Origin of the sequence: Micromonospora sp. WMMC250 (assembly GCF_027460215.1) — a bacterium.
Lineage (GTDB): Bacteria > Actinomycetota > Actinomycetes > Mycobacteriales > Micromonosporaceae > Micromonospora > Micromonospora taraxaci.
On sequence record NZ_JAPZBJ010000002.1, the window covers coordinates 4,881,744 to 4,895,592 of the forward strand.

At 72.2% G+C, this 13,849-nt stretch carries 12 protein-coding genes; 6 read left to right on the forward strand and 6 right to left on the reverse strand.

Annotation, left to right across the window (positions count from 1 at the left end; all coding sequences use genetic code 11):
- Window positions 1-5: 5 nt before the first annotated feature.
- The 4 genes from O3438_RS21950 (at window position 6) to O3438_RS21965 (ending at window position 7,026) form a co-directional block, all read left to right on the forward strand.
- The gene (locus O3438_RS21950) at window positions 6-1,502 is read left to right on the forward strand and encodes a dihydrolipoamide acetyltransferase family protein (protein ID WP_269683716.1); all 1,497 of its coding nucleotides are present in this window, start codon (window positions 6-8) and stop codon (window positions 1,500-1,502) included.
- 218 nt (window positions 1,503-1,720) lie between these two features.
- Window positions 1,721-1,858, forward strand: a complete 138-nt coding sequence (locus tag O3438_RS21955) for a hypothetical protein (RefSeq protein WP_167393602.1) — start codon at window positions 1,721-1,723, stop codon at window positions 1,856-1,858.
- Window positions 1,859-2,201: 343 nt separating this feature from the next.
- Complete coding sequence (locus O3438_RS21960) at window positions 2,202-4,979, forward strand: LppU/SCO3897 family protein (RefSeq protein WP_269681687.1); 2,778 nt, start codon at window positions 2,202-2,204, stop codon at window positions 4,977-4,979.
- Between the two features lie 208 nt (window positions 4,980-5,187).
- Window positions 5,188-7,026 (forward strand): NHL domain-containing thioredoxin family protein, encoded by a 1,839-nt coding sequence (locus tag O3438_RS21965; protein WP_269681688.1) that lies wholly within the window; start codon window positions 5,188-5,190, stop codon window positions 7,024-7,026.
- A gap of 33 nt (window positions 7,027-7,059) precedes the next feature.
- Here the strand turns inward: O3438_RS21965 and O3438_RS21970 are convergent, their stop codons facing one another.
- From O3438_RS21970 to O3438_RS21980, 3 genes are read right to left on the reverse strand one after another with little or no spacing between them, the layout of a single operon-like run.
- Window positions 7,060-7,809 carry a LamB/YcsF family protein gene (locus tag O3438_RS21970; protein WP_269681689.1) on the reverse strand — a complete coding sequence of 250 codons (750 nt, stop codon included), beginning with the start codon at window positions 7,807-7,809 and terminating at the stop codon, window positions 7,060-7,062.
- On the reverse strand, window positions 7,793-8,656 hold the full coding sequence (locus O3438_RS21975; protein ID WP_269681690.1) for a biotin-dependent carboxyltransferase family protein: 864 nt from the start codon (window positions 8,654-8,656) through the stop codon (window positions 7,793-7,795). Before O3438_RS21975 ends, O3438_RS21970 begins: the two co-directional genes overlap by 17 nt.
- Window positions 8,653-9,327 carry a 5-oxoprolinase subunit B family protein gene (locus tag O3438_RS21980; RefSeq protein WP_269681691.1) on the reverse strand — a complete coding sequence of 225 codons (675 nt, stop codon included), beginning with the start codon at window positions 9,325-9,327 and terminating at the stop codon, window positions 8,653-8,655. The genes O3438_RS21975 and O3438_RS21980 overlap by 4 nt, the downstream gene beginning before the upstream one ends.
- A 107-nt stretch (window positions 9,328-9,434) precedes the next feature.
- Between O3438_RS21980 and trhA the strand changes: the two genes are divergently transcribed.
- Window positions 9,435-10,112 carry a PAQR family membrane homeostasis protein TrhA gene (gene trhA, locus O3438_RS21985; protein ID WP_269681692.1) on the forward strand — a complete coding sequence of 226 codons (678 nt, stop codon included), beginning with the start codon at window positions 9,435-9,437 and terminating at the stop codon, window positions 10,110-10,112.
- Between the two features lie 244 nt (window positions 10,113-10,356).
- Here the strand turns inward: trhA and O3438_RS21990 are convergent, their stop codons facing one another.
- Window positions 10,357-10,644, reverse strand: a complete 288-nt coding sequence (locus O3438_RS21990) for a DUF6458 family protein (RefSeq protein WP_088986955.1) — start codon at window positions 10,642-10,644, stop codon at window positions 10,357-10,359.
- 112 nt (window positions 10,645-10,756) lie between these two features.
- Here O3438_RS21990 and O3438_RS21995 point away from each other — a divergent pair, with 112 nt between their 5' ends.
- Window positions 10,757-11,296, forward strand: a complete 540-nt coding sequence (locus tag O3438_RS21995; protein WP_269681693.1) for a SixA phosphatase family protein — start codon at window positions 10,757-10,759, stop codon at window positions 11,294-11,296.
- Between the two features lie 52 nt (window positions 11,297-11,348).
- On the opposite strand, the gene O3438_RS22000 is transcribed toward O3438_RS21995, so the two are convergent.
- Window positions 11,349-11,618 carry a DUF6458 family protein gene (locus tag O3438_RS22000; RefSeq protein ID WP_030332052.1) on the reverse strand — a complete coding sequence of 90 codons (270 nt, stop codon included), beginning with the start codon at window positions 11,616-11,618 and terminating at the stop codon, window positions 11,349-11,351.
- 275 nt (window positions 11,619-11,893) lie between these two features.
- Window positions 11,894-13,750 carry an acyl-CoA dehydrogenase gene (locus O3438_RS22005; protein ID WP_269681694.1) on the reverse strand — a complete coding sequence of 619 codons (1,857 nt, stop codon included), beginning with the start codon at window positions 13,748-13,750 and terminating at the stop codon, window positions 11,894-11,896.
- Between the last annotated feature and the right edge of the window lie 99 nt (window positions 13,751-13,849).

Here is a 13,849-nt window from a genome sequence, read left to right on the forward strand (position 1 = left end):
GCGGCATGTCCCGGATCAAGACGTTCAACCTGCCTGACCTGGGCGAAGGGCTGACCGAGGGTGAGATCCTGACCTGGCTGGTCAAGGTCGGCGACACCATCGAGCTGAACCAGCCGATCGTCGAGGTGGAGACGGCGAAGGCGGCCGTGGAGATCCCGGCGAAGTGGGCCGGGCAGGTGCAGGCGATCCACCACCCGGAGGGCACCACCGTGGAGGTGGGTGCGCCGATCATCGCGATCGACACCGACCCGGGTGCCGGTCCGCTGGACGCCCCGTCGACCACGGCCACCCCGAGCGGTGACCTGCCCACCCCGTCGGCGGCTTCGCTGGCGGCGGTGGAGGTGGCACCGGCCGAGGGCATGGTGGAGCCCGGCCTGATCGGCGGTGCGGCCCCGGGTGGGCGGACCGCGGTGCTGGTCGGCTACGGCCCGCGTACCACGAGCGCGAAGCGTCGCCCCCGCAAGGGCGGCGTCCCGGCGCAGGCCGCCGCGTCCGTGCCGCCCCCCGCACCGCCCGCTGCGGCCGATCATGGAGTTGTGGCGGGTAACACGACCACTCCAACCCCGACAAATCCGGCACCAGTAGTCCGTGATCGACCCAGTGCGGCAACGGGTGGTCTGGTGCTTGCCAAGCCGCCGGTGCGCAAGCTCGCCAAGGATCTCGGGGTCGATCTCGCGACGTTGACCGGTTCGGGTCCGCTGGGCTCGATCACCCGGGAGGACGTGCAGCAGGCGGCGAACGGCGCCACGGTGGTGGCCGAGCCGATCACGGCGACGGCGACGAGCGCCGCGAGCTTCGGCGCGGACCGCGAGCAGCGCATCCCGGTCAAGGGGGTACGCAAGCTCACCGCCGAGAACATGTCGCGCTCGGCGTTCACCGCTCCGCACGTGACGGAGTTCCTGACCGTCGACGTGACCCGGGCGATGAAGGCTCTGGAGCGGTTGCGCAACCGACGGGAGTGGCGTGACGTACGGGTCTCGCCGCTGCTGCTGGTGGCGAAGGCGGTGCTGCTGGCGGTGAAGCGTCACCCGATGGTCAACTCGACCTGGGCCGGCGACGAGATCGTGGTCAAGGAGTACGTGAACCTCGGCATCGCGGCGGCCACCGAGCGTGGCCTGATCGTGCCGAACGTCAAGGACGCCGGCCGACTCTCGCTGCGGGAGTTGGCGGACTCGCTGACCGACCTGGTGCAGACGGCCAAGTCCGGCCGCACCTCGCCGGCGGACATGTCCGGTGGCACGTTGACCATCACGAACGTCGGGGTGTTCGGGGTGGACACCGGCACGCCGATCCTGCCGCCGGGCGAGTCCGCGATCCTGGCCTTCGGCGCGGTGCGGGAGATGCCCTGGGTGCACAAGGGCAAGGTCAAGGTGCGTCAGGTGACCACGCTGGGGCTGAGCTTCGACCACCGGATCATCGACGGTGAGCTGGGCTCGAAGTTCCTGCGCGACGTCGGCGACTTCCTCGCCGATCCGGAGGCGGCGCTGCTCGCCTGGACCTGATCGTTCGTAGGGCCAGTCACGGCCGGTGTGCCACGGGTTAACGCCCGGCACACCGGCCGTGTCGTTTGGGCGACGGAACCGTCGGCCAAGGTGCCTGTTGACCTTTGATTGTTAGGCGGGTGTCCCAGCTCACCTAATAATCGATGGAATTTTACCGGCTCTTGCTGTTGAATAGATGCATCAGGGGCTGACAACCGAATAGCTAGGGGGACCCACCAATGAGCATGATCGAGCGAATCCGCAACCACCGCGACGCCAACCGCCGCGCCCGTGCCATCGAGCACGCGCTGCGCTCGGCGAACTCGCCGGCGGTCCGCGAGGAGATCCTCGTCATCGCCCAGCGTCACATGAGCTGACGCTCCACGACATTCCGCACCTCCTCCAGATCGATGGCCCACCCGGCCCACCGGGTGGGCCATCGGCGTTTCCCGGCACGCACCACCGGGATTCCGCCCTGCCGCAGCGCCCGGTACGGTGGGCTTCGGTCGCCGCCCGCCGACCCGGCAGAGGCCGAGCTGACAGAAGCTGCTCGACACCGACCGGCCACGCGCAGTGACGACCAGTGCTCCTTGGACGCGCCGTGCCGCTACCCGATACCGTGCGGGGAGCCGGCACAGCGGTACGCCGGTGACGCCGGCAGCCATGCCGAGGAGACCGATCGGCACCGGCGAGCCGACATGTGATGGAGGAGGCGCACCCATGACGTCCGAGGGCCCGCACCGTCCCGGCCAAGAGCCGGACGAGGTGTCACCGGGCGCCGGCGGACCGGCGCCGTACGGCGACCGCCCGGCGCAGCCGGACAACGGCCAGAACGCCGCCGGCCCCGACCTGGGCTGGGCGCCCCCGCCGCCGGCGCGGCCCAACCCGTCGACGCCGGCCTGGGCGACCCAGGCTGAGCAGCCGCCCGCCCCCGCCTGGGGTGCTGCCCCGCAGCCCAACGACCCGGCGCAGCCCGCCTGGGCCGCAGGCGGTGGCACGAGCGAGCCGCCGCAGCAGCAGCCCGCCGGCTGGCCCGGCAGCGACGGCGCACCGGCCCCGGCCCAGCCCGGCACGTGGGGGGCCGCGCAGCAGCAGGGTTGGACGCCGGCCGAGCAGACGTCGCCAGCACCCAACTGGACCCCGGGCGCCGCCGAGCAGCCCGAGTGGGTGCAGGCCCAGCCGGCCGCGAGGGGTGCCGCGCAGGTGCCTCCGGCCACCGCCGCCTGGCCCGCCCAGGAAGACCCGGCCCAGTCCGGCGGCTGGGGCAACGCCGCGCAGGCCAACCCGCCCGCTGGTGACTGGCGCGGTGCCGAGTCGCAGCAGCCCGAGCCGCCGCAGGCCGGCGGTTGGTCCGGCGGCGGCCAGCAGGACGACGCGCCCGGCAACGGCGGCTGGTCCGCCGGCACCGCTGCGCGTGACGACCAGCCGGTGTGGACGCCGGCCGAGCAGTCACCGCCGACCTGGGGCCAGCCCGCCGAGCCGCAGGAACAGTCCGCCCCCGCCTGGGGGCAGGCAGCCCCGGCGAACGCCGCCCGTGGAGCAGCTCAGGTGCCGGCACCGAGCCGGCCCGGCCAGGACGACCCGGCGCAGTCCGGCGGGTGGGCCGCACAACAGCAGGCGCAACCAGCAGCCTGGAACGACGGCGGTGACGCAGGCCAGAACCAGCCCGCGCAACCCGCCGCCTGGCAGGGCGCCGAGGGCCGTCCGCAGCAGCCCGACTGGGTGCTGGCACCCCAGGACCAGCCGACCGAGCGTCCGGAGCCGTCGGGGTGGTCCCCGCCGGAGCAGAGCGGTCTGCCCGCTCGGGCCAGCGCCAGCGTGCCCGGCAACGACGGCGCGCCCGGCTGGCCTGCCAACCCGAACAACGCGGCACCGAACACTCCCGCCGTGCCGCAGGCCGAACCGTGGGCACCCGGTGAGGTGTGGGGTCGCGCCGAGGCGGAAGCTTCCGCCCAGTCCCGTGGTGGCTGGGAAGCCGACCGCGCCGACGAGGCGCCCGCCTACCAGCCCGGGCCCGCACCGGGCATCTCGCCGGCGAACGCGGTGCCGCTGCCCCCACAGGAGCAGCGGGTGCCGGGCGCCAGCCTGGCCGCGATCCCGCCGGCCGACTACGCGCCACCGCAGGCCCAGTTCGCCCCGATCCCCGAGCAGCCCGCGTACGCCGAGCGGGAGGCGTCGGACGCCGCCGCACAGTACGAGGCGGAGCCGGCCGGTTGGGGTCGCGCCGAGGACGCTCCCGCGAGCGGCGCGGTGGTGCCCGCCCCGCGTACCTCTCCGGAGTCCGGCGCGGGTCGTGCTGTCGTACCAGCCTCGGAGGCCGAGTCGGCCGCCGGCGTCGCCCGGGCCACGGCGAGCGCCTCGGTGCCGCTGGCCAGCCGGGTGATGCCCCCGACCGACCAGGCCGCCCGACCGGCCAGCACGGCCTCGCCGCAACCTCGGGTGTACGGGCGCCCGGCTCGACCCGAGCCGGAGAACGAGCCGGAGCCGGAGTCGTTCCAGGCCGACCCGGGAGCCGAGCGCCAGGCCGCACCCGATTGGCAGCACGATTCGCAACGGCCGGTAGCGCCCGAGTGGCAGCAGAACGAATCGCAACGGCCGGTCGTGCCGGAGTGGCAGCAGAACGAATCGCAACGCCCGGTCGTGCCCGAGTGGCAGGACGACTCGCAGCGGCAGGGCGTCCCCGGCTGGGGTGGCGAGCCCGCAGCCGACCCGCGCTTCGACGACCGGCAGCCCGCACCCAACGCGTTCGGTGAGGCACCGCCGGCGTTCCCGCCGGGCGTGCCGTCCTTCGTCGACACGCCCGGCAACAACAGGCCGGTGAACGGCAACCGGCCGCACGCCGGTGCGGAACGGCCGGCCGACCAGTTCGGCGGCCCCGGGTCGCCGGCCGCCGGCACCGCCGCGGTCAACGGCACCGCCGCCTTCGCCGGGCCGGACTTCGGTGGACCGGGCTCCGGTGGGCCGGACTTCGGTGGGCCGGGCTCCGGTGGCTTCGGTGGGCAGGGCATCGGTGCCGGCCCGGCAACCGAGCCGGTGCCGGGCGGTAACTTCCCGCCGTCGTTCCCGCCCGCGCAGCAGCCCCCGTCGTCCTGGGGTCAGGACGCCGGTCAGGCGGACCAGGGCCGGTTCGACGCGTTCAAGCCGGACGCCGACGCGCCGAAGGTGGAACCGCCGGCGCCGAAGGTACGCAACGGTCGGGTGCTGGCCGCGGTCCTGATCGCCGCGGTCCTGATCCTGGCGGTGCCGCTCGGCCTGCTGATGCTGCTCGGCAAGTTCGGGGGTGACGACACCCCGGCCTTCGACCCGGCGGTCGGCACCTGTGTCAAGCAGTCTGGTCAGGGTGGCGCTTCGGCGGCCGACTGCGGCGAGGCGGACGCTTTCACGATCGTGTCGAAGGTGGACGCGAAGGAGAAGTGCACCGACACGACGCAGCCGCACGTGGTGCTGCCGGGCGACGGCACCAACCGGGTGCTCTGCCTCAAGCCGGCCGCGAAGTAACTCCACCGACGGCGGGGGCACGGGCGACCGTACCCCCGCCGTCGTCGTACCCGGTGGAGACCAGCCCTTGATCGTTGGCAGCCGGGCCACTCGACACGCTGAGCGCCGCACTGCCGAGCTGCCACCGATCGCCGCTGTCAGGCGTCTCGACGCCTGCTGTCGTCCGGGTCACGGCGATCGGGCCTGCGGGCCGTGGCAGGCTGAGGGCATGGCAACGACAGCGCGTGTACGGGCGCCCGAACTGCGGGGCCGGCAGTGGCTCAACACCGGCGGCCGGAATCTGACCTTGCAGGACCTTCGCGGCAAGATCGTGATCGCGGACTTCTGGACGTTCTGCTGCATCAACTGCCTGCACGTCCTCGACGAGTTGCGCCCGCTGGAGGAGAAGTACGGTGACGTGCTCGTCGTGATCGGCGTGCACTCGCCGAAGTTCGAGCACGAGAAGGACCCGGACGCGCTCGCCGCCGCCGTCGAGCGGTACGGGGTGCACCACCCCGTGCTCGACGATCCCGAGATGGACATGTGGCAGCAGTACGCCGCCCGGGCCTGGCCGACGCTGTCGGTGATCGACCCCGAGGGGTACGTCGTGGCCACCATGGCGGGCGAGGGGCACGCCGAAGGGCTCGCCCGGTTGATCGACGAGCTGATCGCCACCCACGAGACCAAGGGCACCCTGCACCGGGGCGACGGGCCGTACGTTCCCCCGCCGGCACCGGAGACCGCGCTGCGCTTCCCGGGCAAGGCCGTGCAGTTGCCGAACGGCAATCTGCTGGTGTCCGACTCGGCCCGGCACTCCCTGGTCGAGGTGGCACCGGACGGCGAGACGCCGGTGCGTCGGATCGGCTCGGGTGAGCGGGGCCGCGCCGACGGGCCGGCTGCGGCGGCGACGTTCTCCGAGCCGCAGGGGGTGTGCCTGCTGCCCACTCATGTCGCCGAGGTCGCCGGCTACGACCTGGTGGTGGCCGACACCGTCAACCACCTGCTGCGCGGCGTACGGCTGGAGTCCGGCGAGGTCGTGACAGTGGCCGGCAGCGGCCGGCAGTGGCGTGCCGAGGTCGACGACCACGCCCACGACGCGCTCGCCGTGGATCTCTCGTCTCCGTGGGATCTGGCCTGGTACGACGACAAGCTGATCATCGCGATGGCCGGCATCCACCAGCTCTGGTGGTTCGACCCGATCAAGCGGACCGCCGGCATGTACGCGGGTACCACCGTCGAGGCGCTGCGCGACGGCCCGCTGGCCGAGGCGTGGATGGCGCAGCCGTCCGGGCTCTCCGCCTCCGCCGACGGCACCCGGCTCTGGATCGCCGACAGTGAGACCAGCGCGGTCCGTTACATCGAGAACGGGGTGCTGGGCACTGCCGTCGGGCAGGGTCTGTTCGACTTCGGACACGTGGACGGGCCGGCGGAGTCGGCGCTGCTCCAGCACCCGTTGGGTGTGTGCGCGTTGCCGGACGGTTCGGTGCTGATCGCTGACACGTACAACGGGGCGGTGCGCCGCTTCGACCCGGACAGCAACCAGGTCTCCACTGTCGCCGACGGGTTGGCGGAACCCAGCGATCTGGTGCTCACCCCGGCCGGTGAGGTGCTGGTGGTGGAGTCCGCCGCGCACCGGTTGACGCGGCTCGCTCCGGGTGCCCTGTCGGCGGCGGGCGCCAGCACGGTGGACGGGCCCCGGCACCGCACCGAGCGCAAGCCGACCGACGTCTCGGCCGGTGAGGTCACCCTGGACATCGTCTTCACCCCGGCGCCGGGGCAGAAGCTGGACGAAACGTACGGGCCGTCGACCCGGTTGGTGGTGTCCGCGTCGCCGCCGGAACTGCTGGTGGAGGGTGCCGGCACGGGCACCGAGCTGTCCCGTCGACTGGTGCTGAACGGCGAGGTCACCGCCGGGGTGTTGCAGGTGACCGCCCAGGCGGCCACCTGTGATGCGGACGTCGAACACGCGGCGTGCCACCTGACCCGGCAGGACTGGGGCGTACCGGTCCGGGTGGTCGACGGCGCGGTGACCCGGCTTCCGTTGGTGCTGCGCGGCCTGGACGCCTGACGCGTGTGGAGGGGCCCGGTCGGGCCCCTCCGTTCACGCGAACGGCGCCAGGGACACGCCGGCGTCGATCAGGGTGGCGCGGACCAGTTCGGCGGCGGAGACGGCGCCCGGGGTGTCGCCGTGTACGCAGATCGAGTCGACCGAGCAGGGGATGACGGTGCCGTCCACCGCCACCACGACCCGTTCGACGGCCATCCGTACCGCCCGTTCGGCCACCTGCTCCGGGTCGCTGATCACAGCGCCGGGGGTGCCTCGGGGCACCAACGCCCCGTTGGGCAGGTACGCGCGGTCGGCGAAGGCCTCGGCGACGACCGGCAGGCCCGCGCCGACGGCGAGCTGGGCCAGCGTCGAGCCGGGTAGGCAGAGGACGGGCAACTCGGGGTCGTAGCCGGTGACCGCGGCGACGACCGCCGCCGCCTGGGATTCATCGGTGCTGGTCGCGTGGTAGAGCGCACCGTGCGGCTTGAGGTAGCGGACCCGGGTGCCGAACAACCGGCAGAACGCGTTGAGCGCACCGAGCTGGTAGGTCACCTCGTCGCGTAGCTCCGCGAAGTCGTACGCGATGTGTCGCCGACCGAAGCCGGCCAGGTCCCGGTAGCCGACCTGTGCGCCCACCGCGACCCCACGCCGCGCGGCGCCCTCGCAGACCCGCCGCATCGTGGACGGGTCGCCGCCGTGGAAGCCGCAGGCGACGTTGGCGGAGGTGACGAGGCTGAGCAGCGCCTCGTCGTCGCCGAGTCGCCAGATGCCGAATCCCTCGCCGAGGTCAGCGTTGAGGTCCATGGAATCTGACGGTAGTCCCTGGCCGGGCCTGCGCGAGCGGGGTCACGTCGGTGACCACCCCGACGACTGGGTATCCGCCGGTGGTCGGGTGGTCCGCCAGGAAGATCAGCGGTTGTCCGTCAGCCGGCACCTGCACCGCGCCGAGCACGATGCCCTCGCTGGGTAGTTCGCCAGCGACCGCGCGGGGCAGGGGCGCGCCGGCGAGTCGCGCGCCGACCCGGTTGCTCACCGGGCTGAGGGTGTACGCGGTGCCGAACAGCCGGTCGAGCGCGGTCGACGTGAACCAGTCGTCGCGCGGGCCGAGGCGCAGTGTCAACCGCAGCTCGGGCGGCGGTGTCGGGCACACGGTCAGGTCCACCGGGGCCGGTGCGCCGAGCGGCTGGCCGAGCGGCAGCCGGTCGCCGTCGCGTAGCGGGGGCGGGCCGAGCCCGGAGAGGGTGTCGGTGGCTCGACTGCCGAGCACAGGCGACACGTCGATACCCCCCGCTACCGCCAGCCAGCTCCGTACGCCCTGTCGGGCGGGGCCGATCCGCAGCACCGTTCCGGCCGGCACTGTGAGCGGGCGTCCGGGGTCGGCGGGTCGAGCACCCGCCTGGACCGCCACCTCGGCACCGGTGAGCGCGACAGTGGTGGCCCGGGTCAGCCGCAGCGTGCAGCCGGTCAGGGTGATCTCCAGCCCGGCGCTGTGCTCGGGGTTGCCGACCAGCCGGTTGGCCAGCCGCAGCGCCGACGGGTCGAGGGCACCGGAACGGGGTACGCCCAGGTGCGCCCAGCCGGGCCGACCCAGGTCCTGCACTGTGGTGAGCGCCCCGGCGCGGAGCACCTCGATGCTGGCCGGGTGGGTCACGTCGCCACCATCCGGACCGACGTGCCCGGGCCGAGCCGGGCCGGCGGGTCGGCGTGGACGTCGAAGAGGACCAGGTCGGTGCGGCCGACCAACTGCCAGCCACCGGGTGACGCACCCGGGTAGATGCCGGCGTACGGGCCGGCGAGGGCGACCGAGCCGGCCGGCACCCGGGGGCGGGGTGTGGCCAGCCGGGGCAGCGCCAGCTCGGCGGGCAGCCCGGTCAGGTAGGGGAAACCGGGGGCGAATCCGCAGAACGCGACCCGGAACCGAGTTTCGGTCAGCCGGCGCAGCACGGCGGGCACGTCCACGTTCCAGTACTCGGCCACTGTCGGCAGGTCCGGCCCGTCGAAGCAGACCGGGACGACGACCTCCGTGGCGGCACTGTCGGTTGTCCTGGCAACGGAGTCTGCTGCCACGGGGCGGTTTGTCGCGGCGACGACGTCGCCCGCCCATCGGGTGAGCTGCTCGGCAGTGGCGGTCGGGTCGGGCAGACCGTCGAGCAGGACGGTGCTGGCCGCCGGCACGATCTCGACGGCGACCAGGTCGCCCTGCTCCCGACGCCGCCACAGCTCGGCCCGCCATGCTTCGACCACGTCGACCTCGGGCACGTCTTCGTCGGTGGTGGTGCAGTCGAGCAGCAGGGCGTGCGCCCCGACGGGCCGGATCCGCATCGGCTCATCTTCGCCGATGGCCCGGGCTCGCGGTGTTCACGATGACGGTGCCGGGCGTCACCGACGCGACTACTTGAAAGTAACCTACGGTGCCGTAACCTGATGTCGTGACCACCTCCGCCCCGCTTCGCCTGAAGCCGGTCGACATCGGTAAGCCCCGGATGCGCGGCTGGCTGCACACGTACGCCTTCTTCGTCGCCCTGGTCTGCGGCATCGTGCTCTGCTCGATCGCCGCCACCCGACCGGGGTGGGCACCCCTGGTGAGCTGCCTCATCTACAGCCTGACGGTCTGCGGGCTCTTCGGCACGAGCGCGCTGTACCACCGTCGCGTGTGGTCGGAGCGCGGCTACCAGGTGATGCGGCGGATGGATCACTCGATGATCTTCGTTTTCATCGCCGGCACGTACACACCGTTCTGCGTGATGCTGCTCGCGCCCCGGCCGGCCACCGTGATGCTGGCCCTGGTCTGGGGTGGGGCGCTGGCCGGCGTGGCCCTCAAGGCGGTCTGGCCGCACGCGCCGCGCTGGGTGTCCGCACCGCTCTACCTCGCGCTGGGCTGGGTGTCGGTGGCCATGCTGCCGGAGATCCTGCACGGCGGCGGAGTCGCGGCGCTGGTGCTGCTGATCGTCGGCGGCGCGATCTACAGCGTCGGCGCGGTCTTCTACGCGTTGCGGCGGCCCAATCCGTGGCCGACCGTCTTCGGTCACCACGAGTTCTTCCACGCCTGCACACTGCTGGCGGCGCTCTGCCACCACATCGCGATCTACTTCGCACTGTTCGCCTGACTCAGACGGCCGGGGCGCAGGCGCAGCCAGGCGAACACACACCAGCGACGCCGTTCGGCGAGCAACACCACGGCCGCAGCCGATCTTGGCCGACGCGGCGCGGCGCGGCGCGGCGGGGCACGGCACGGCGGGGCACGGCACGGCGGGGCACGGCACGGCAGGGCGGCGGAGCGCACGGGAACTGGGATCAAACGCGAGCCGGGGCCCCGCGACGCTGCGGGACCCCGGAGTGCGCGAGCGAGGATCAGACCGGGTGGCCCGGGCGGCGAACCTCGCGGTACTCCCGCATGACCTGGTCGTCCTGGACCGGCACGACCCGGTCGGCCACGACGCGCTCCTCGCGCACCGGGGCGGCGACCACCGTGCGGCGGCGGCTGTTCCAGAAGTAGAGGGTGGCGAGCAGGCCGGCGACACCGGCCAGCATCAGCACCCAGCCGACCACGGACAGGTTCAACCAGCCCAGGTCGGCCTCCACGGCGAATGCGAAGATCGCGCCGAGCGCGATCAAGAAGATGCTGCCACCAATGCCCATGTCTCGCTCCTCGGCTCTAACCTGGCGTACGACGCGCCGCGGCCGTCGGTAGGGGTGCGGCAGGCATTGACTTACCCAGGCACGGAGATCGCCAATCGGGCAAGCTGGGGGCATGACGGACGCCGACCCCGACACACGGACACTGGTCCTGCTGCGGCACGCCAAGGCCGAGCAGGGTAGCGACGCGGCGGACGACGCCGAACGACCGCTCAGCGCACGTGGGGAGTCCGACGCGGCTGCGGCGGGTGCCTGGCTGGCGCGGAACGGCCTGCTGCCCGACGTGGTGATCTGTTCGACCGCCAGACGCACCCGGCAGACCTGGCACGGGGTGGCGATGGGGATGACCGGTTCACCGCCGGAGGGTGGTCCGACCGGTCCTCGACCGACCGTCCGTTACGAGCCCGGTGCGTACGACGCCCACCCGGAGGAGTTGTTGGCGCTGGTCCGCACTGTCGACCCGGCGGCCCGGACCGCACTCCTGATTGCCCACAACCCGGGCGTTTCCCTACTCTCGGCGCTCCTCGATCCGGACGGGGCAGCCGAGGAGGGTCTGCGTACCGCCGAACTGGCGGTGCATCGTGGCCAATTCGACTGGGCGGGGCTGAGCCGGGCAGGAGCCCCGATCACTGCGGGGCACACCGCACGCGACTGAGCCACCCGCCGGTCACCGGCGGGTGGCTCAGGAGTACGCGCCCAGGCCGTGCTCAGGACGGCGGGGCGGTCGGTGGCGGAGGGTCTGGCGGCGGCGGCATCATCGCGGTCGGATGAGAGAGCCGGTTCTCCTCCACGATGAGGGTCCGGGCCCGCTTACGCCGGTCCTGCCAGAACCAGAGCGTGGTCAGCAGTACGGCCAGCCCGGCCAGGATGAAGACCCAGCCGACCGCCCGTACGTCGATCCACCAGACGTTGGCTCTCAGCGCGAAGGTCAGGATCGCGCCGATCGCGATGAGAAAGATGCCGCTTCCTACACCCATATGCGCTGCACTCCCCCGTGCGGTGGCTCTGGGCGTTCCCTTTCGAGGTCACGCGACGGTTACCCGTCACGACGCCGGCATACCCGGCCGGGCTGGCCCAATGCGTACTCACGGTGCCCGCGGCGTCAGCCGCCGGCGCGACACCGCGATGAACGCCGCCGCCAGGGGCGTCCGTCCGGAAACGGCGGCGGCCGGCGGGGGCAGTTGGCCCTCGCCGGCCGCCGGTGTCGGCCCGGGTGGTGCGACCCGGAACCGTCAGCCGTGCCGTGGCACGGTCAGAAGGCCTCCTCCGGGAGGTCCATGATGTCGAGGTCGGCACCCTCGATGATCCGCCGGTCGGCGCCGATGCGGGGCAGTACCTCGCGGGCGAAGAAACGGGCAGCGGCCACCTTGCCGGTGTAGAACGCCTTGTCGCTGGTGGAGACCTCGCTGGCGAGGGCCTTCAGCGCCACGTCGGCCTGCCGCTGGAGCAGCCAGCCGACGACCAGGTCACCGATCGCCAGTAGGAAGCGCCGGCTGCTGAGCCCGACCTTGTACAGCGCCCGGGTGTCACCACCCTGTGCCTCGCCCAGCCAGCCGGTCATCACGCCCAGGATGTTCTGGACCTCGGCCAGGGCCTTGCCGAGCGCCTGCCGCTCCTCCTTGAGCTGGCCGTTGCCGGCCTCGGAGGAGATGAACTCCTGGATCTCGCCGGCTACCGCCATCAGCGCCTTGCCGTTGTCCCGGACGATCTTGCGGAAGATCAGGTCCAGGCTCTGGATGGCGGTGGTGCCCTCGTAGAGAGTGTCGATCTTGGCGTCGCGGACGTACTGCTCCAGCGGGTAGTCCTGGAGGAACCCGGAACCACCGAAGGTCTGCAGCGACTCGTGCCCGAGCATCTCGTAGGCGCGCTCCGAGCCGACGCCCTTGACCAGCGGCAGCAGCAGGTCGTTGACCCGCTTGGCCAGCTTGGTGGCCTTCTCGTCGCCGGCAGCCTCGGCGATCGCGACCTTGTCCTGCCAGGAGGCGGTGTAGAGGACCAGAGCACGAAGACCCTCGGCGTACGACTTCTGCAGCAGCAGCGAGCGACGCACGTCCGGGTGGTGGGTGATGGTGACCCGGGGCGCGGCCTTGTCCGCCTGCTGGATCAGGTCGGCGCCCTGCACCCGGCTCTTCGCGTATTCAAGGGCGTTGAGGTAGCCGGTGGAGAGGGTGGCGATCGCCTTGGTGCCGACCAGCATCCGGGCGTACTCGATGATCATGAACATCTGCCGGATGCCGTCGTGCTTGTCACCGAGCAGCCAGCCCTTGGCCGGTACGCCGTGCTCGCCGAAGGTCAGTTCGCAGGTGTTGGAGACCTTCAGGCCCATCTTGTGCTCGACGTTCGTGGTGTAGACGCCGTTGCGCTCACCCAGCTCGCCGGTGGTCTCGTCGAAGTGGAACTTCGGCACCACGAAGAGCGACAGGCCCTTGGTGCCGGGGCCACCGACGCCCTCCACGCCGACCGGGCGGGCCAGCACGTAGTGCACGATGTTGTCGCTGAGGTCGTGCTCGCCCGAGGTGATGAAGCGCTTCACGCCCTCGATGTGCCAGGAGCCGTCGGGCTGCTGCGTCGCGCGGGCGCGGCCGGCGCCGACGTCCGAGCCGGCGTCCGGCTCGGTGAGGACCATGGTGGAGCCCCACTGCTTGTCGATGAAGAGCTTGGCCCACTGCTTCTGCCGGTCGGTGCCCTCGACGTGCAGCACGTGCGCGAAGGACGGGCCGGAGGCGTACATCCAGATGGGGGCGTTGGAGCCGAGCACCAGCTCGGCGAGCGCCCACCAGAGGGCCCGGGGAGCGTTGGTGCCGCCCAGCTCGGGCGGCAGGTCCAGGCGCCAGAACTCGGAATCCATGAACGCCTGGTAGGACTTTTTGAACGACGCCGGCAGGGGTGCGGTGTGCGTGGCCGGGTCGAACACCGGCGGGTTGCGGTCGCTGTCCGTGTAGCTGGCGGCGAGGTCCTCGCGAGCGAGACGGTCGAGCTCGGCGAGGAAGCTGCGGGCGGTGTCGGCGTCGAGGTCCGAGTACGGCTCCTGGCCGAACGCCCGGTCCGCCCCGAAGACCTCGAACAGGTTGAACTCAAGGTCCCGCAGGTTGCTCTTGTAGTGGGTCATGCTCGCTGGCCCCGCTTCCGGACAGGTGTTACCGATCAGTAACCCCAACTGTATTACTCGCGGGTAGGCAGCGACAAGCGGATCACACAAGTGACGGCG

What these genes read in the sequence shown, in the direction of transcription:
- O3438_RS21950 (WP_269683716.1), top strand. Translation starts at nt 6, where the DNA reads ATGTCCCGGATCAAGACGTTCAACCTGCCTGACCTGGGCGAAGGGCTG.
- O3438_RS21955 (WP_167393602.1), top strand. Translation starts at nt 1,721, where the DNA reads ATGAGCATGATCGAGCGAATCCGCAACCACCGCGACGCCAACCGCCGC.
- O3438_RS21960 (WP_269681687.1), top strand. Translation starts at nt 2,202, where the DNA reads ATGACGTCCGAGGGCCCGCACCGTCCCGGCCAAGAGCCGGACGAGGTG.
- O3438_RS21965 (WP_269681688.1), top strand. Translation starts at nt 5,188, where the DNA reads ATGGCAACGACAGCGCGTGTACGGGCGCCCGAACTGCGGGGCCGGCAG.
- O3438_RS21970 (WP_269681689.1), bottom strand. Translation starts at nt 7,809, where the DNA reads ATGGACCTCAACGCTGACCTCGGCGAGGGATTCGGCATCTGGCGACTC.
- O3438_RS21980 (WP_269681691.1), bottom strand. Translation starts at nt 9,327, where the DNA reads ATGCGGATCCGGCCCGTCGGGGCGCACGCCCTGCTGCTCGACTGCACC.
- O3438_RS21990 (WP_088986955.1), bottom strand. Translation starts at nt 10,644, where the DNA reads ATGGGCATTGGTGGCAGCATCTTCTTGATCGCGCTCGGCGCGATCTTC.
- O3438_RS21995 (WP_269681693.1), top strand. Translation starts at nt 10,757, where the DNA reads ATGACGGACGCCGACCCCGACACACGGACACTGGTCCTGCTGCGGCAC.
- O3438_RS22000 (WP_030332052.1), bottom strand. Translation starts at nt 11,618, where the DNA reads ATGGGTGTAGGAAGCGGCATCTTTCTCATCGCGATCGGCGCGATCCTG.
- O3438_RS22005 (WP_269681694.1), bottom strand. Translation starts at nt 13,750, where the DNA reads ATGACCCACTACAAGAGCAACCTGCGGGACCTTGAGTTCAACCTGTTC.